Here is a 15,922-nt window from a genome sequence, read left to right as displayed (position 1 = left end):
TGCGGCATGGCGGTGCCGTTCGTCGGCGAGCAGTGGATGCGCCCTGCGTTGGTCGACGAGCACACACGGTAGTCACGAATCACGGCCCCGCGATGGGCAGTTGAGGAACTTCACCGAACCGCGTTCAACCCCGGTGTGACATCTCGTACAATCGCGCGAATCCCGCAGGTCGGACGCTTGTTCGCGTAGCTTCCGGCCGGCCTCTGGAGCGGTTCGTACGGGGTGGTCCCGGGCGGCTTCGCAGGTGGGCGGGGCGGCGCGTGGGTGACTCCGGCGGGAGCGCGGTGGGAGCGGCGGCGGTTCCGCGCACCGGTGCGCGGGGCGCGCACGGCGCGGGCGGGCGCCGGAGGCGGGATGCGGCGTACGAACTCCGGGCGTCTTCGCGATCAGAAACGATCGGCATCCGCAACCGTACGAAAGAGAAACGGGCACGCCCGGTCTCTGGAGGGGTACTCCGAGAGACCGGGCGTGCCCGGGAACTTCCCTGCCGCGGTGGCTAGTTGTCGCCGCGCCACCAGTTCAGCCACAGGTTCAGGACCTTGCCTCCGAGCGACGGCTTCGTCGGTGCCGGGGGCGGCGGTCCCGGCTGGAGCAGCGAACCCGCCCTGGGAGCCTCGCCGTTGGCGACGGCCGAGGCCTTCTCGGCGGCGCGTGCGGCACGCGGCGAGAAGCGCACCGGGAGGGTCTTCAGGGCCCGGTGGAAGGGGCCCGGGCGCCACTCCAGGGTGGACTCGTCGACCGCGAGGCGCAGGTCCGGCAGGCGCTTGAACAGCATCTCGATCGCGGTGTGCGCGATGGAGAGGGCCTGGCGCTGCGCGGGGCACTGGTGCGGGCCCGCGGACCACGCGAGGTGGGCGCTGTGCGTCGCGTCCTGCTCGGCCGCGATGCCCTCGTCGGGGTCGTTGTTGGCCGCCGCGAAGGAGATCAGGATCGGCACGCCGGTCGGGAACACCACGTCGTGCAGCTCGGTCGTACGACGGGCGTAGTGCACGCCGTAGTTGGCGAGCGGCGGGTCCCAGCGCAGCACGTCGTTGATGGACTCGCTGATCGGCGGGTTGATGCCGGCGAAGTGCCCGGCGAACCGCGGGTCGGCGAAGATCTTCAGGGCGGCCGTGCCGATGAGGTTGGCCTCCGGCTCGGTACCGGCGCCCATCAGCGTGACGAGCTGGTGGATGATCTCCTCGCCGCCCGGCTGCGCGGGGTGGGCGAGCATCCAGCTGGTGACGTCGGAGCCGGGCGTCGCGGTCTTGAACTCCAGGAGGTCCACAAGACCCTGGGTGACCAGGGCGTTGGACTTCTCGGGCTCGCGGCCGTCGAAGAGGGCGGACATGCCCTCCACGAGCCGGTCGGCGATGTCGTCGGGGCAGCCGAACATGCGGTTGAAGACGCGCAGCGGCAGGGTCTTGGCGTACTGCCCGATCAGGTCGGCGCGCCCGGTCGGGGCGAACTGGTCGATCAGCTCGTCGGCGGCCTCTTCGACGAAGCGGCGCAGCTGGTAGAGGTCGACCTTGCCGAGTGCGTCGTCGATGACCTGACGGCGTGCCTGGTGCTCGTGGCCGTCGCTGAAGAGGGCGTTGGGCCGCCACTCCATCATCGGGCGGACGGTGCTGTCGGCCGGGACGTTGCCCCGCATCAGGTCGGCCCAGTTGCGCGGGTCCTTGGAGAAGTCGGGGCTGAGCAGGATCTCGCGGGCCGTGGCGTAGCTGGTCACGAGGATGGCGTGCACGCCCGGTTCGAGCGCGACGGGGTGGGCGCGGGAGCCGGTGGCCCGCAGACGTCCGTAGACGGCGTGCGGGTCGGCGGCGAAGTCCGCGCCGAACAAGGGGGTGACGGCCGCGGCACCCGTGCCCGTCACGGGGCAGCCGGGCGCGTTCTGGCTCTGTTGGCCGTAGGAGTCGACGGGGTAACTCACCGGAAGCTCTCTTGGTGTACGGCCCGCTCGTGGAGGTGTTCCACGAGGCGGATCAGGGCGATGGTGGAGGACTGGGGGTCACGTGCGTCGCAGGTGACCAACGGGGTGTCATGGTGCAGGTCGAGCGCGTCCCGGACCTCGGCCTCGTCGAACCTGCGCCCGCTCGCGAAGTGGTTCACGGCGACGCCGTACGGCAGTCCGAACTCCTCGACGCGGTCGAACACCGGGAACGACTCGGCGAGGTTGCGGGTGTCGGCGAGGACGAGGGCGCCGAGTGCGCCGTACGCCAGGTCCTGCCACAGGCGCCGGAAGCGCTCCTGGCCGGGGGCGCCGAACAGGTACAGGACGAGGCGGGGGCTCAGCGTGAGCCGGCCGAAGTCCATGGCGACGGTGGTGGTCTTCTTGTCGGGGAGGCCGACCAGGTCGTCGTAGCCGACGCTGGAGGCCGTCATGACCTCTTCGGTACGGAGCGGGTCGATCTCGGACAGGGTTCCCACGTACGTGGTCTTGCCGACGCCGAAGTGCCCCGCGACCAGGATCTTCGTGGCCACCTGCACGGTGTCGGCCAGATATATGGGCTGCTTAGAGACGGGCGCGGAGCCCATTGAGGACCTCCTCCAGGAGGGTTCTGTCTGTGGCGGGGGTGCTGGTGGGCGACGTGCGGGTGGTGATGAGCTGCTCGTCGACGAGGTCAGCGACCAGCACCTTGGTCAGCGCCACCGACAGGTTGAGGTAGCCCGCTGCCTCGGCGACCGTCATCAGCGCGCCGCCCCGGCAGAGTTCGGTGATGGCGCGCTTCTCGCGGTTGAGCCGGTGCAGGGGCTCATTGCTTGCGGTCGCCTTGATCAGGGTGATGACGTCGATGTCCGCTCTCGACGGCTTGGCTCGCCCACCGGTGATGACATAAGAGCGGACCAGTGAGCTGTCGTCCGGTGCGCTCATCCGTGGTAGCCAAAGCCCTGCCGGTCCGCTACGGCCATCTCGTGCCCGATCTGGCCGACCAGCTCCTGCATCCGGCGGCTGATGGCGGCGATGTCCACCGCGGCCGTCGTCGACACACCCAGGTAGGCACCCGCTCCGGCACGAATGGCGAAGACGTACCGCGAGTCGAACTCGATCATCGTCTGGAGCCAGGGGTTGTGCGCCCCGCCGCTGAAGATCGGGTCCTGGCACAGTGACGCGAGGCCGGACATGGCGGCGGAGTAGGTGTCCGCCTCGTCCTTGCTGATCTCCTCGGTGCGGGCCTGCATGAGGCCGTCCCGGGAGAGCAGCACCGCGTGCAGGACCTCGGGGATCTCGAGGAGGCTGCGCAGCATCCACGCGGGCTTGCTCGTCGTGTCACTCATGAAGTTGTCGTCCCCTTGTGCTCGTCTGCCGTGCTGCTGACACGGCCCTCACGGTTGCCCCGCTGCAGTGCAGCCATACGGCGCGCGGTCTCCTCCGCGGAGCGGGGAGGCTGCACGTCGCCGTCCTGGAGTCGCGCGTCCACGGCCGGTGCCTTGCGGCGGCGCCGCGGCAGTCCGCCCGATGTGGTGCCGAGGTCGCCGGTGCCGGGCGGCGCGGTCCCCTCGCTCCGGTCGGCCTCGGTGGGCGACTCGGGGCCGGGCGCCGCGCTCCAGTCACGGGTGGTGGACGGCGTGTGCGGGCGCGGGGGTTCGGGCGCGGGCGGGGGCGTGTGCGCGGGCTCGGTGGACTGCATCGGCGCGTGCGTGGGCGTGGGCTCCTGCCGGGGTGCGGGCATCGGCGCGGGCGCGGGTCGCGGGGCCGGTGCGGGCCTGGGCGCGGGCGGCGGCGGGGGCGCCACGGCGGGGCGCTCCTCGGTGGCCGCGGTGAGCGGTGCGGCGGTCGAAGGGGCCGCCGCGGCATGGCCGTTGAGGACGTCCATGGGGCGCTGCGGGGCCACGCCGGGCACCTGCTTGGGCGCGCTCTCGGGCATCTGCGTGAGCAGCGCGTTGGGCAGCATGATGACGGCTCGTACGCCCTTGTAGAGGCTGGTCTTGAGGCCGACGGAGAAGCCGTACTGCTGGGCGAGCTGGCCGACGACGCGGAAGCCGAAGCTGGGCTCCTCGGCGAGCTCCTCGATGTCCAGGGCCGGGGGGCGGGACAGGAGTTCGTTGGCCTCCTGGACCTTCTTGGGGGCCATGCCGAGACCGCGGTCGTCGACGGAGATGGCCACGCCGTTGGGCAGGCGCTCCAGCTCGACCTCGATGGGCTGCTCGGGGTTGCTGAACTGGTCGGCGTTGTCGAGGAGTTCGGCCACGGCGTGCACGATGGGGTTGACCGCGTGGGCGGCCACGCCGACGTCCAGCTCGTTGACGAGGCGTACGCGGGTGAAGCCGCGGATGTAGCCGGTGGCACCGCGGACGACGTCCGTCGCGGTCTCGGGTACCCGGGAGCGGCCGGGGAAGCCGCCGCAGAGCACCACGATGTTCCTCGCCTTGCGGAGGAAGTACGACGTGCGGTGGTCGACCTTCATCAGCGCTTCGAGGAGCCGGGGGTCCTGGAGCATCCGCTCCAGGTCGCTGATGGTCTTCTGCTGCTCGGAGCCGCGGGCCAGGAAGCTCTCGCCGATGACCTTGAGGAGCTTCCACAGGGACTCGCCCATGCGGTCCCGGGCGACGTCGCTCAGCTGCGAGAACCACTCGGCGATGACCCGCAGGTCATGCTCGAAGTCGCTGCCCGCCAACGAGCCGAAGGCTTCGGGGAGTTGGAACGGGGGCGGGGTCTCGTTGGGGTTCGCGAGGCGCGGCAGGTAGTTCTCGAGCAGGAAGCGTGCCGCGTCGTCCCTCCGCTGTCGCTGCGCCATCGCCTCGGCGCTGCGCTTGCGTTGAACGCGGGCCACATTGTGCCCTCGCAGTGCGAGCACCACGAGGACAACCATGGCCCCGATCAGGCACCAGAACACCCAGTCCTGCTGCCCAAGGTATTGGATCATCGCTCTAGGGCCCCTCGGCCCATCCTCCTTCGTCTAATCGATTCCTCACACTCAACGCCCCTTCGCCTGGCGGCCGTTGAGGGCCGTTGCCAGGAGATAGCCGTCGAGTCCCGTGAGGTCGCCGCTACGGGCGGGGGTCCCGTATGCGCGCATCAGAGCCTTGGTGCCACGCAGTGCGGCGGGTGAACGGCGTGCGATGGTGCGTGCCCACCGGTCGACGATCTTGTCGAGTTCCGTGGAGTCGGCTGCTACGCGGTGCAGCAGCGACCACTCCAGGGCTCGTGCAGAGTCCACGACGTCGCAGGTCAGCACCATTTCCCGGATACGGGGTGCGCCGACCTCGGCGATCAGCCGGCTCAGCGCGCCGCCCCAGGCCGTCGGGAGTCCGAGGCCGAGTTCGGGCATCCGGAAGGTGCAGTCGGCGGTGCCGACGCGCAGGTCGCAGTAGAGGGCCAGGGCCACTCCTGCGCCCACGGCGGGTCCGCGTACGGCGGCGATGGTGGCCACGTCGGCGGACTCCAGGGCCTCGCAGACGCGTCGGGCCTTCTCGGCGACCCGGAGGACGGCCTCGCCGGTGCTGTCGGCCTCGGCCAGGGACTCCAGTTCGTGGCGGTCGCCGCCGAGGCAGAACTCCGTCTCCTCGCCCGCGAGCACCATCACGCGCAGGTCGGGGCGTTTCCGCAGGTGTGCAAGTACGTCCTCGAGGTCGTCGAGGAGGGCCTCGTCGGCGACGTTCTTGGCGCCCTCGCGGCGCATGCGTACGTGCAGGGCTGCGCCACGCTCGGTGACGTCGAGGGTCTTCAGGTCCAGGGAAAGGGTCTGCTGGTCCATCGTCACGCTCCGAAAGAGTAGAAGCGCGGCTTGGGCGCGAGGCCCACCCGCAGACTGGCCATCCGCCGGAACGCCACCCTCGGCTCCCAGCGCGGCTCGGACACCACCCGCAGTGTGGGAAAGCGGGTCAGCAGCTTCCGGAGCAGCACATGGCCCTCCAGCCTGCCGAGTCCGGCCCCGAGACAGAAGTGGGCACCCTGGCCGAAGGCCAGATGCCGGGAGGGCCCGGGGCGTCGCACATCGAAGCGATCGGGGTCGGCTATGAACCTCGGATCATGATGTGCCGAGCCTATGCACACGTACACCAACTGCCCCTTGCCTACGGCAACATCTGACAGAGAGTCACTGCGGGACCCTACACGAGTAGTTATCGACACCGCGGGGTCATATCGAAGAATCTCCTCAGTCGCTGCGGGAATCCCTTCGGGGTGGTATCGGAGCCAGTCGGCCTGGTCCGGATGCCGGTCGAGGAGCCACATCGCGGCGTTGAGGAGGTTGGACGTCGTCTCAAGTCCCGCCATGATGCTGAAGGTTGCCAGCCGCTGCACGATCTCCGCCGCCTGCTGGGGGTCCTTCTCCACCTCGCTCCACGCACGGATCCAGGAGGAGAGTACGTCCTCGCCGGGCGACTTGGTGCGTTCGGCCACCAGGTCCTCGAAGTACGCCTTGAGGTTCAGGGCGGACTCGTCGGCGACGGCCAACTGGGCGGGCGTGGGGAAGAGTTCCTGCGACCAGGCCTGCCCGTGCGTCCAGTCGCGGAGGTTGCGGTAGTCGGCGGCGGGCACGCCGAGCCAGCGTCCTACGGCGGCCACGGGGAGGCCGTCGCCGACGATGTCCGCGTAGTCGGCCTCGCCGTCCTCCTTCATCCTGACTTCGAGCTCGTCGAGGACACCGTCCACCAACCCACCAACTACTGCGCCGAGTTGGTCGATTGTGCCACGGTCGAAGGTATTGCCGAGCACGCGGCGCTGCCGGGTGTGCTCGGGGGCGTTCAGGAGCATGATCATCTGGCTGAACTCGGTGGAGGCGGGGGACGTCCACCTCGGCTCGCCCTGCTGCAGACGCCATTCGAGGTCCGGTGTGCGGTACGAGCGGTCGCGCAGCACCGTGCTGGCGGCCTCGTACGACGTGACCATCACGCCACCCCACGGGGACGGCACGACGTCGCCGCACTCGCGCAGCTTCTCGTAGGCCGGCCAGGGGTTGCTCTGCCCGTCCCCGAATTTGCGTGCTGAACGTAACCGGGAGAGGAGCACGGCCACCTGGCGCGTGGCATCGGGCGCCGGCGGCGGCGCCGCTTCGGCAGATTCGGCCGGAACCGACTGCTGTGCTTGTTGCGGGGGAACGGATTGTGGACAGGCTATCGAGGCGTCAACGGACATGTGCTCCTCCAACCCACGGGGCGCGACGCGGGCGCGTGCCGGATGAACTTGTAGGACTCATATGCCTGTTGACCTTGGCAGGTCTCCTACCTAGTGTGAAGGACGCTTTTTCGCCACTACGGCCGACGAGCCACCCCTGGTCTCAGCCATCGAGACGGGCGCTCCGCTTTGCGGCCCCTCAACACGGCTCGACCAGCGGGATTCTTGAGACAGATGGGATTCCGCGTAACCCTTGGGGCCGTTGTGGCTCCACATGTCACCGTGGCTCAAATTCGCCCTACCGCACACCTCGATCGCGCGGGCGAGCGACCACTAAACATCAACGTCGGCCGGTTCTGCTCCGCCGCAGACTCTGTCCGGCAATCGACGCTCGGTCCAGCCTTCATGACGGTCCGTCAGGGTCTGACACACAAGCGCCACGGAACCGTCTGTGCACGTTCATGGGGTGAAGGCTTGACCGGCCGGAGGCTCTTGTTCCGTCGGGGCGGGGTGGCGGGCACGCGCCCTCGCACCCCGCCCCGCGCCTCGCCCCGCGCCTCGCCCGGCTCCCGGCCCCGTTCCCCGCGCGCTCACGCGTCCGTGCGGATCACCACGTCCAGGACGCGCGGGCCGTGCACGCCCTCGACGCGTTCCAGCTCGATGTCGGACGTGGCCGACGGCCCGCTGATCAGGGTCGTGGGCCGCTGCGGCACGAGCCGCGCCACGGCCTCCGGCACGCCCGCCTCCACCGACGACAGGTCGACGACGCACACATGAAGGTCGGGCACGAGCGACAGCGCCCGCCGCCCCTGGTCGGCCGAGCCGTCGAGGAAGATCGTGCCGGTCTCCGCGCAGCTGACCGCCGAGGCTGTCACCACCCCGTCCAGCGCGTCGAGTTGGGGCGCCGGAATCTCCGCCGCGTCCTCGCGCACCTCACCGTCGTACGCCGCGAGCCAGCCCCGGTCGAGCCCCGCGGGCACCCCGACCTTCCGCGCTCCGCGCTCGCGCAGCACGTCGGCGATCACCTCGGCGGTGCGGTCGGCCGTGCAGGTGTGCACCTGGGCCCGGTAGTCCATGAGCCGGTCGACGAAGAGGGCGAGCCGTTCGCCGTCGGGCAGGGTCCGGCCGGTGCGGTAGTCGCGCGGGACGGTCACATCGGGCCGGTGCGCGAGGGTCAGGGCGTCCCGTACCCGTCCGAGCACGGTCTCTCGTGCGCTCACTGCTGCTCTCCGTCCTCGTGCGACCCATCGGTCCGCACGCCTTCGTCCGCTGCCGCCCGCAGTGCCGCCGCGCCCTCGGCGGACGCCATCCACGCGCGGAAGGTCTGCCGGGGCGGCGCCGGTGTGTCCCTGCTGTCGCTCCAGCCGTCGAAGGGAGGCGGCAGCTTCGAGATCGTGCCGTCCCGCCCGGCGACCACCCGGCCCGCTCCGGCCGACTTCTGTGCCGCCGTGTACAGCTTCGGCCGCTTCATGACCTGGGCCGCGGCCTTCATGGCCAGCTTCTCCGCCGTCGTACCGGACTGCTCCGTGTGCTGGTGCCGCAGCTCGACCAGGAGCGACGGGATGTCGATCTTCACCGGGCAGGCGTCGAAGCACGCCCCGCACAGCGTGGAGGCGTACGGCAGCGAGCTGTTGGGGTCGTCCTTGGCCGCGTGCATCCCGGCGAGCTGCGGAGTGAGGACCGCGCCGATCGGGCCGGGGTAGGTGGAGCCGTAGGCATGGCCGCCGGCCCGCTCGTACACCGGGCAGACGTTGAGACAGGCCGAGCAGCGGATGCAGTTGAGCGCCTCGCGCCCGACCTTGTCCGCGAGCGCGGCCGTACGCCCGTTGTCGAGCAGCACGAGGTGGAACTCCTGCGGACCGTCGCCCGGAGTCACGCCCGTCCACATCGAGGTGTACGGGTTCATGCGCTCGCCGGTCGAGGAGCGCGGCAGCAACTGCAGGAAGACCTCCAGGTCCTGGTAGCGCGGCAGCACCTTCTCGATGCCCATGACGGTGATCAGCGTGCGCGGCAGTGTCAGGCACATCCGGCCGTTGCCCTCGGACTCGACCACCGAGAGGGTGCCGGTCTCGGCGATGCCGAAGTTGGCGCCCGAGACGGCCACCGGGGTGGTCATGAACTTCTCGCGCAGATACGCGCGCGCGGCTGCCGCCAGGTGCGCCGGTACGGAGTCGAGTCCGGGGTCGACGCCGGGGATCGCGGCGCGGAAGATCTCCCGGATCTCCTCCCGGTTGCGGTGGATCGCGGGCACCAGGATGTGCGACGGCTTGTCGTCCGCGAGCTGCACGATCAGCTCGGCGAGGTCGGTCTCGTACGCGGTGACGCCCTGGGCCTCCAGGTGTTCGTTGAGGCCGATCTCCTGCGTGGCCATCGACTTGACCTTGATGACCTCGTCGCTGCCGGTCTCCCGGACGAGCCGCGTGACGATCTCGTTGGCCTCGACTCCGTCGCGCGCCCAGTGGACGGTGCCGCCGTGCTCGGTGACCTTCCGCTCCAACTGCTCCAGGAGTTCGGGCAGTCGGTTCATGGTGTCGGTCTTGATCGCCGAGCCGGCGTCCCGCAGCCGCTCCCAGTCGGGGAGTTCGGCGGTGACGTCGAGCCGTTTGGCGCGGATGGTGTGGGTGGCCTTGCCGAGGTTGCGGCGCAGCTGCTCGTTGCGCAGCTCGTCGCGGGCGGCCGCGGGGAACGTCCGCTCGCCGCGCAGGTTGCCCGTCCCGTACGGGGAGCGGGGCGGGGCGGCGGGCATGCCGAGGAAGGTGCTGCTCATCGTGCGGCCTCCGACAGGTGATCGGCCTGCATGGCGTACGGCGTGCTCCGGGTCGAGGCGAGGATCTGGGCCAGGTGCAGCGTGCGCGTACCGGACTTGATCCGGGAGAGCCCGCCGCCGATGTGCATCAGGCAGGAGGAGTCCCCGGCCGTGCAGACGTCGGCGCCGGTGGCGGCGACGTGGCGCATCTTGTCCTGGAGCATCGCGGACGAGGTCTCGGCGTTCTTGACCGCGAAGGTGCCGCCGAACCCGCAGCACGCGTCGGCCTCCGGCAGCTCCACCAGATCGATCCCGTCGACCGCGCGCAGCAGCCGCAACGGCTTCTCGCCGACTCTCAGCATCCGCAGCGAGTGGCAGGTGGGGTGGTAGGTCACCCGGTACGGGAAGTACGCGCCGACGTCGGTCGCGTCGAGCACATCGACGAGGAACTCCGACAGTTCGTACGTCTTGGCCTGCACGGTGGCCACCCCGGCGCGCAGCGCGGCGTCGCCGTACCGCTCCGCGACGATCCCGTGCTGGTGGCGGACCGATCCCGCACACGACCCGGACGGCATCACGACCGCCTCGATCGACGGATCGCCGAACTGCTCGGCGAAGCCCCGCACCAGCGGGACCGGTTCCCGCTGGTAGCCGGTGTTGACATGCATCTGGCCACAGCAGGTCTGCTCCGGCGGGAACACCACCTCGTGGCCGAGGCGGGCCAGCAGGACAGCGGTGGATCTCACCGCCTCGGGGAAGAGCGTGTCTCCCAGACAGGTGGCGAAGAGTCCGATGCGCATGGGACCTCCCCGATCGTTTCCGGCACGCCGCGCGCACCATGTTTACGGTCCGACCATACTCATTGCGAGCCAAAAGTGGAACCACAACAGTTTGGTCGGACCTTATTGACATGCAACATCTTCGGTGCGCTACTGAGTTCCGTTCGTCAGCGACACGGCGCCGCGGACGCCCGGGGCGGGACCCGGCACCGGCAGGCGCAGGCACAGGCACAGTCCGAAGGAGCACGCACGTGACCACCGCGCCACCAGCCGCACTAGCGGCCTACACCCCCGACGTGACCGCCGTCGGGGACAGCCTCACCGCCGGCGCCCTGCTGGGCCTGGTCCCCCTCGCGGCCTTCTTCCTGCTGCTGATGGCGGCCAAGCGCCCCGCCCTGCAGTCCGCGCTCGGCGCCCTGCTGACCGCGCTGCTCGTGGCGGTCCTCGGCTTCGGCATGCCGGTCCAGCTGGGCGTGCTGTCCGCCACCCAGGGCCTGCTCTTCGGCCTCTTCCCGGTGATGCTGATCGTGGTGGCCGCGATCTGGTTCTACGAACTCACCGTCGTCAGCGGCCGGTTCGAGGATCTGCGCCGCTCCTTCAGCGCGGTCGGGCGCGCGGATCTTCGAGTACAGGCGATGCTGATCGCCTTCTGCTTCGGCGGTCTCCTGGAAGCCCTCGCCGGGTTCGGCGCGCCCGTCGCGATCACCGCGGCGATGCTGATGGCGCTCGGCCTGCCGAAGCTCAAGGCGGCCGTGACGGTCCTGGTCGCCAACACCGCGCCGGTCGCCTTCGGCGCGATGGCCATCCCGATCACCACCGCGGGCAACCTCACCGGTATCCCGCCCGGCGAGATCGCCGCCGTGGTCGGCCGGCAGAGCCCGCTGCTCGCCCTCTTCGTACCGCTGCTGCTGCTCTTCATCGTCGACGGCAGGCGCGGGGTCCGGCAGTTGTGGCCGATCGCGCTCGTCACCGGGGCCGTGTTCGCCGTCGCCCAGTTCTGGTGCTCGGCCCACTTCGCGTACGAACTCACCGATGTGGTGGCCGCGTTGGCCGGGTTCGCCGCCGCCGTGCTCATGCTGCGCTTCTGGGCCCCGCACACCCCGGACGAGCAGCGCTCCCAGGTCGAGGCCGAGCCGCTCACCACCCGCCGTGTCGTCCTCGCCGTGCTGCCGTACATCCTGGTGATCGCCGTCTTCGCCCTCGCCAAGCTCCGGGCGGGCGCCCTGGACATCCCCCGGCTGCTCGGCACGCTCGACATCGAGGCGCCCTGGCCCGGCCTGTACGGGAACCTGCTGGCGCCCGACGGCTCCCCGGCCGGCAGCGCGGTCTACAAGGCGGAGCTCCTGGGCAACCCCGGCACCCTGCTGATCGTCTCCGGCCTCCTGGTGATGCTCGTCTACGGCCGCGCCCGGGACGCCGACCGCTTCCCGATGACCGGCCGGATGGGCCTGTCGGCCGCGGTGCGCACGGTGCGGACCATGCGGACCGCCATCATCACCGTCGCGACCGTCCTGTCGCTGAGCTACGTCATGAACCAGTCCGGCCAGACCGTCGCCATCGGCACCTGGCTGGCGGCCGTCGGCGGCATCTTCGCGCTGCTCTCCCCCGTGCTCGGCTGGCTCGGCACCGCCGTCACCGGCTCGGACACGTCCGCGAACGCCCTGTTCGCCACACTCCAGCAGACCGCGGGCAAGGGCGCGGGAATCGACCCCACTCTGCTGGTGGCCGCGAACACCTCGGGCGGCGTCGTCGGCAAACTGGTCAGCCCGCAGAACCTGACGATCGCCGCGACCGCGGTCGAACAGCCCGGCTCCGAACGGATCCTGCTGCGCAAGGTCGCGGGCTACAGCGTCGCGCTGCTTGCCGTCCTGTGCGTGCTTGTCTATCTGCAGTCGCTGCCGGTACTGAGCTGGATGCTGCCGTAAGCACCGTTGCGAGGGCGTGCCCTACTCGGCCGCGCCCTCGCGCTCGTTCTCGCCCTCGCGCTCGTCCTCGCCCTCGCGCTCGTTCTCGTCCTCGTCCTTCTCGTCGACGAGCGTTCCGTGGAATCCGCGGATGTGCTTCTCGACGAGGTCGGCCGCCTCGGCGCCCTGACCCGCCCGGACCAGACGCAGCAGTTCGGCGTGCTCGGCGTTGAGCCCTGCCGCCGTGGCGGGCCAGTCCTCGGCCGCCTCCAGGGCCTGGAGGATGAGCGGGCGCACCGATTCGCGTACGGCCGAAGTCAGCGTGGAGGTCAGCTGGTTGCCGGAACCGCGGGCGATCTGGACGTGGAAACGGGTGTCCAGGTCGTTGAACTCGGCCACCCCGACGGACGGTTCCTTCATCCGTACGAGGAGTGCCTCCGCCTCGTCGAGGTCCTCGGCCGAGGCGTGCTCGGCGGCCGCCGCGAAGCTGGACCGCTCCAGGACGACGCGGGCCTCGAGGACGTCCTCCAGGCGGTAGCTCCCGAGGGCGAAGTGGAGACGGAGCAGGCGGCCGAGGGCGTCGTCGGGGTTGCGGACGATCCGCGCCCCGGCGTCCGGGCCGCGCCCGGCCTGTGCCACGAGCACGCCGATGGTCTCCAGAACGCGCAGCGCCTCCCGCAGCGCGGAGCGGCTGACCCCGAGCACCGGCGCCAGCTCCCGCTCCGGCGGCAACCGGTCCCCGGCCTTGAGCTCACCGGCGAACACCCGCTGCTCGATGCTTTCGAGCACCAGCTCATGGGTGCGGGACTGCCGCACGGGTTGCCACTCGACAGACATCCGCCACTCCCTCGCTCGGCCGATTCGTCCGAGCTCTCACTATGTCACACAGTGCGTATGGTCGGACCAAACGGGAGCTCCGCCTCAGCTGCGGCCCCTCACCCTCCCGAGCCAGGTCGAGGCGACTTACCCCTCCCGAGCCAGGTCGAGGGCCGCCCGGGTCGCGGCCACCGCCACGTCGTCCGCCTCCGACCGCAGGCGCCACGGCTGGGCGAGGGGTGCGGAGACCGGGCGCCACCACGCCTGAGCGGGAAGCTCCCCCGCGGGCTCGAAGGGCTCGCCGGGGTGGGGCGTGGCGACCGGCTGGGCGGCCTCCTCCGCGGCGTGCCGGGTCCACTCGCCGGGCTCGGCCCACGGGTGCGGGGCCAGGTTGAACGTGCCCCAGTGGATGGGAAGGAGCGCGCCGTGCGGCCGGCCGCCCTGCAGGTCGAGGTGGGCCTGGACGCCCTCCTCGGGGGTCATGTGGATGTCCGGCCAGTACTCGCTGTAGGCGCCGATCTGGATCATCGTCGCGTCGAACGGGCCGTGCTCCGCACCGATGTCGCGGAAGCCCGGGAAGTACCCGGTGTCCCCGGAGTGGAAGATGCGGTGCTCGTCCCCCGCCACCACCCAGGACGCCCACAGCGTGTGCTGTTCGTTGCGCAGGCCGCGGCCGCAGAAGTGCCGGGCCGGGGTGGCGGTGAGGCTGAGCCCCGCGATCCGCGTCTGCTCGTTCCAGTCCAGCTCGCGCAGCCGGTCCGGGGAGACGCCCCAGTGCTCCAGGTGCGCCCCGACGCCGAGCGGCACCGCGAAGACCGTGTCCGTGTCGGCCAGGGCCTTGATCGTGGGCAGGTCCAGGTGGTCGTAGTGGTCGTGCGAGATGACGACCACGTCCACGGGGCCGAGCGCGGTGAGCGGGACCGGCACCGGATGCAGCCGCTTCGGCCCGGCGAAGTCGAAGGGGGAGCAGCGCTCTCCCCAGACCGGGTCGAAGAGCACCCGGCGTCCGTCGATCTCCGCGAGCACGCTGGAGTGCCCCATCCAGGTCAGCCGCAGGCCGCTCGCGGGCGGACGCGCGAGGTCGGCGAGCGTCGTCGGGTGCACGGGCACGGTCCCGGAGGGTGCCCGGCGCAGCCGCTCCTCCTTGCGGAAGTACGTCTTCGCGAACTCGACCTTGGAGCCCAGGGGGCCGACGCGCGCCCCCACCGGGTTGGTGAACCGGCCGTTCGCGAAGTTCGGCGAGCTGTGGATCCGCGCCAGGCGCTCACCGCTCGGATCGGCACCGAAGGGTGCGGGCCGCAGCGAGCGGAGCCCGGAGCGAAGGGAACGGAAGCCGGTCACGGATCCTCCAGCAGTGCTGTTCGGTCGGTTTTCCATTATGGGCGGCAGGTCTGACAACGCCTCACGGACGCCTCCCCCGGGACGGGCGTACGCCCCTCACCCGGCAGGCTGCCCGTAAGCGCGCCCGACCGGCAGCCGGAGCACGAGCCGCCGGTCACGCACCATCGCGGCGCGGTAGTCGTCCCAGTCCGGGTGCTCGCCGCGCACGTCGCGGTAGAGCCGGATCAGCTCCTCGACCGTGTCGTCGTACGGGTCCTCCGCCGCCGGAGTGAGCTCGGCGGTGCCCTCGACGACGGTCCAGGCCCAGCGGTCGGCGCTCGTGACGTGGTACGAGGCGCGGGGGTCGCGGCGCAGGTTGCGGGTCTTGGCGCGGTCGTCCGTCACGGAGATCCGCAGGACGCGCGCCGACGGGTCGTAGTGGTGGTTGACGTTGGACAGCTGGGGGCGCCCGTCCCGTCTCAGCGTGACGAGGACCCCGCCGTCGTACTCCGTGAGCAGCTTCAGCAGGGCGTCCTGATGATCGTCGCCTGTCGTCATGCCTCGACAACGTGCCGGGCCCCCGAAGGATTCCGCCCGCGCGATGTCACATTCCGTCCACCGCCACACGTCGAAGGGGTAAGAGGCCCGCACAACACCTGGAGGTGGCCCCATGGCCCGCATCTCGCTGAAGCCGCGCAACACCGTCCTCAACCGCCTCGTGCAGTGGTACTGCACGCGCGCGTACGGCAAGGTCATGGACCCGGTGAAGGCGTCCGGGCACCACCCGAAGCTGTTGTGGGCGCAGCTGCGGTTCGAGCAGAGCGTGAACAAGTGGGACAAGCTCGACCCCGACCTGAAGGCGCTGGCCGTGATGGCCTCGGCGGCGTCGATCGGCTGCTCCTGGTGCATGGACTTCGGGTACTGGAAGGAGCACGGGCGCGGCATGGCCGAGCGCAAGCTCCGGGACGTGCCGGCTTGGCGCGAGAGCGAGGCCTACTCGGACGTGGAGCGGGACGTCATGGAGTACGCGGAGGCCATGACCGCCAACCCGCCGGAGGTCTCCGACGAGCTGGCGGCTCGGCTCGTCGGCCGCCTGGGCGAGGCCGCGTTCGTCGAGCTGACGATGATGGTCGCGGTGGAGAATCTGCGCTCCCGCTACAACGCCGCGCTCGGCCTGACCAGCCAGGGCTTCAAGGACTCCTGCGAGTTGCGGGACGTACGGGCCGGGGGCTGATGCCTGGCAGCAGCGGATTCGGCAGGACTCGGCAGGACTCCGGACCGGATTCGACAGGGGCGCCCAGGCGCCAACTCCCGCACT

Annotated in this window: 15 protein-coding genes; 2 read left to right on the top strand and 13 right to left on the bottom strand. The window is 70.7% G+C overall.

All coding sequences use genetic code 11. The features are described 5' to 3' along the window. Window positions 1-496: 496 nt before the first annotated feature. The 10 genes from RCO28_RS20865 to RCO28_RS20820 all read right to left on the bottom strand — a co-directional run bounded on the left by RCO28_RS20865 (window position 497) and on the right by RCO28_RS20820 (window position 10,585). Window positions 497-1,912 (bottom strand): cytochrome P450, encoded by a 1,416-nt coding sequence (locus RCO28_RS20865; RefSeq protein ID WP_308942697.1) that lies wholly within the window; start codon window positions 1,910-1,912, stop codon window positions 497-499. Beyond that, window positions 1,909-2,517, bottom strand: a complete 609-nt coding sequence (locus RCO28_RS20860) for an ATP/GTP-binding protein (RefSeq protein WP_308942696.1) — start codon at window positions 2,515-2,517, stop codon at window positions 1,909-1,911. Before RCO28_RS20860 ends, RCO28_RS20865 begins: the two co-directional genes overlap by 4 nt. Next, on the bottom strand, window positions 2,495-2,854 hold the full coding sequence (locus tag RCO28_RS20855) for a DUF742 domain-containing protein (protein WP_308942695.1): 360 nt from the start codon (window positions 2,852-2,854) through the stop codon (window positions 2,495-2,497). Before RCO28_RS20855 ends, RCO28_RS20860 begins: the two co-directional genes overlap by 23 nt. Further along, a complete protein-coding gene (locus RCO28_RS20850) occupies window positions 2,851-3,258 on the bottom strand; it encodes a roadblock/LC7 domain-containing protein (RefSeq protein ID WP_282538669.1) in 408 nt (135 codons plus the stop codon). The genes RCO28_RS20855 and RCO28_RS20850 overlap by 4 nt, the downstream gene beginning before the upstream one ends. Continuing rightward, window positions 3,255-4,847 carry an ATP-binding protein gene (locus RCO28_RS20845; protein WP_308942694.1) on the bottom strand — a complete coding sequence of 531 codons (1,593 nt, stop codon included), beginning with the start codon at window positions 4,845-4,847 and terminating at the stop codon, window positions 3,255-3,257. The genes RCO28_RS20850 and RCO28_RS20845 overlap by 4 nt, the downstream gene beginning before the upstream one ends. Window positions 4,848-4,898: 51 nt before the next feature. Next, complete coding sequence (locus tag RCO28_RS20840; RefSeq protein ID WP_308942693.1) at window positions 4,899-5,678, bottom strand: enoyl-CoA hydratase/isomerase family protein; 780 nt, start codon at window positions 5,676-5,678, stop codon at window positions 4,899-4,901. A 2-nt stretch (window positions 5,679-5,680) separates the two neighbouring features. Then, entirely contained in the window at window positions 5,681-6,934 is a 1,254-nt protein-coding gene (locus tag RCO28_RS20835) for a cytochrome P450 (protein ID WP_308942692.1), read from the bottom strand. A gap of 695 nt (window positions 6,935-7,629) precedes the next feature. Then, window positions 7,630-8,259, bottom strand: a complete 630-nt coding sequence (locus tag RCO28_RS20830; RefSeq protein ID WP_308942691.1) for an LUD domain-containing protein — start codon at window positions 8,257-8,259, stop codon at window positions 7,630-7,632. After that, a complete protein-coding gene (locus RCO28_RS20825) occupies window positions 8,256-9,806 on the bottom strand; it encodes a lactate utilization protein B (protein WP_308942690.1) in 1,551 nt (516 codons plus the stop codon). Before RCO28_RS20825 ends, RCO28_RS20830 begins: the two co-directional genes overlap by 4 nt. Further along, the gene (locus RCO28_RS20820; RefSeq protein WP_308942689.1) at window positions 9,803-10,585 is read right to left on the bottom strand and encodes a (Fe-S)-binding protein; all 783 of its coding nucleotides are present in this window, start codon (window positions 10,583-10,585) and stop codon (window positions 9,803-9,805) included. Before RCO28_RS20820 ends, RCO28_RS20825 begins: the two co-directional genes overlap by 4 nt. 230 nt (window positions 10,586-10,815) lie before the next feature. Here RCO28_RS20820 and RCO28_RS20815 point away from each other — a divergent pair, with 230 nt between their 5' ends. Next, window positions 10,816-12,489, top strand: coding sequence for an L-lactate permease (locus tag RCO28_RS20815; protein ID WP_308942688.1), 1,674 nt, complete (start codon window positions 10,816-10,818; stop codon window positions 12,487-12,489). Between the two features lie 21 nt (window positions 12,490-12,510). Here RCO28_RS20815 and RCO28_RS20810 read toward each other — a convergent pair whose 3' ends face one another. The 3 genes from RCO28_RS20810 to RCO28_RS20800 all read right to left on the bottom strand — a co-directional run bounded on the left by RCO28_RS20810 (window position 12,511) and on the right by RCO28_RS20800 (window position 15,162). After that, window positions 12,511-13,305 (bottom strand): FCD domain-containing protein, encoded by a 795-nt coding sequence (locus RCO28_RS20810; protein ID WP_308942687.1) that lies wholly within the window; start codon window positions 13,303-13,305, stop codon window positions 12,511-12,513. A gap of 126 nt (window positions 13,306-13,431) precedes the next feature. Further along, complete coding sequence (locus RCO28_RS20805) at window positions 13,432-14,661, bottom strand: MBL fold metallo-hydrolase (RefSeq protein ID WP_374991207.1); 1,230 nt, start codon at window positions 14,659-14,661, stop codon at window positions 13,432-13,434. Between the two features lie 60 nt (window positions 14,662-14,721). Next, on the bottom strand, window positions 14,722-15,162 hold the full coding sequence (locus tag RCO28_RS20800) for a PPOX class F420-dependent oxidoreductase (protein WP_308942685.1): 441 nt from the start codon (window positions 15,160-15,162) through the stop codon (window positions 14,722-14,724). 112 nt (window positions 15,163-15,274) lie between these two features. On the opposite strand from RCO28_RS20800, the gene RCO28_RS20795 reads away from it, so the two are divergent. Next, window positions 15,275-15,838, top strand: coding sequence for a carboxymuconolactone decarboxylase family protein (locus RCO28_RS20795; protein ID WP_308942684.1), 564 nt, complete (start codon window positions 15,275-15,277; stop codon window positions 15,836-15,838). The last annotated feature ends 84 nt before the right edge of the window (window positions 15,839-15,922 follow it).

The sequence above is a fragment of the Streptomyces sp. LHD-70 genome, assembly GCF_031157275.1.
In the GTDB taxonomy this organism is placed as follows: domain Bacteria; phylum Actinomycetota; class Actinomycetes; order Streptomycetales; family Streptomycetaceae; genus Streptomyces.
The sequence above is the reverse complement of the archived record's forward strand: the minus strand, read 5'-3'. Positions and strand labels throughout refer to the sequence as shown.

Bases quoted from the DNA above. Each gene is read 5' to 3' on its own strand.
- RCO28_RS20840 (WP_308942693.1), bottom strand. From the start codon at position 5,678: ATGGACCAGCAGACCCTTTCCCTGGACCTGAAGACCCTCGACGTCACC.
- RCO28_RS20860 (WP_308942696.1), bottom strand. From the start codon at position 2,517: ATGGGCTCCGCGCCCGTCTCTAAGCAGCCCATATATCTGGCCGACACC.
- RCO28_RS20850 (WP_282538669.1), bottom strand. From the start codon at position 3,258: ATGAGTGACACGACGAGCAAGCCCGCGTGGATGCTGCGCAGCCTCCTC.
- RCO28_RS20795 (WP_308942684.1), top strand. From the start codon at position 15,275: ATGGCCCGCATCTCGCTGAAGCCGCGCAACACCGTCCTCAACCGCCTC.
- RCO28_RS20805 (WP_374991207.1), bottom strand. From the start codon at position 14,661: ATGGAAAACCGACCGAACAGCACTGCTGGAGGATCCGTGACCGGCTTC.
- RCO28_RS20855 (WP_308942695.1), bottom strand. From the start codon at position 2,854: ATGAGCGCACCGGACGACAGCTCACTGGTCCGCTCTTATGTCATCACC.
- RCO28_RS20800 (WP_308942685.1), bottom strand. From the start codon at position 15,162: ATGACGACAGGCGACGATCATCAGGACGCCCTGCTGAAGCTGCTCACG.
- RCO28_RS20820 (WP_308942689.1), bottom strand. From the start codon at position 10,585: ATGCGCATCGGACTCTTCGCCACCTGTCTGGGAGACACGCTCTTCCCC.
- RCO28_RS20845 (WP_308942694.1), bottom strand. From the start codon at position 4,847: ATGATCCAATACCTTGGGCAGCAGGACTGGGTGTTCTGGTGCCTGATC.
- RCO28_RS20810 (WP_308942687.1), bottom strand. From the start codon at position 13,305: ATGTCTGTCGAGTGGCAACCCGTGCGGCAGTCCCGCACCCATGAGCTG.
- RCO28_RS20825 (WP_308942690.1), bottom strand. From the start codon at position 9,806: ATGAGCAGCACCTTCCTCGGCATGCCCGCCGCCCCGCCCCGCTCCCCG.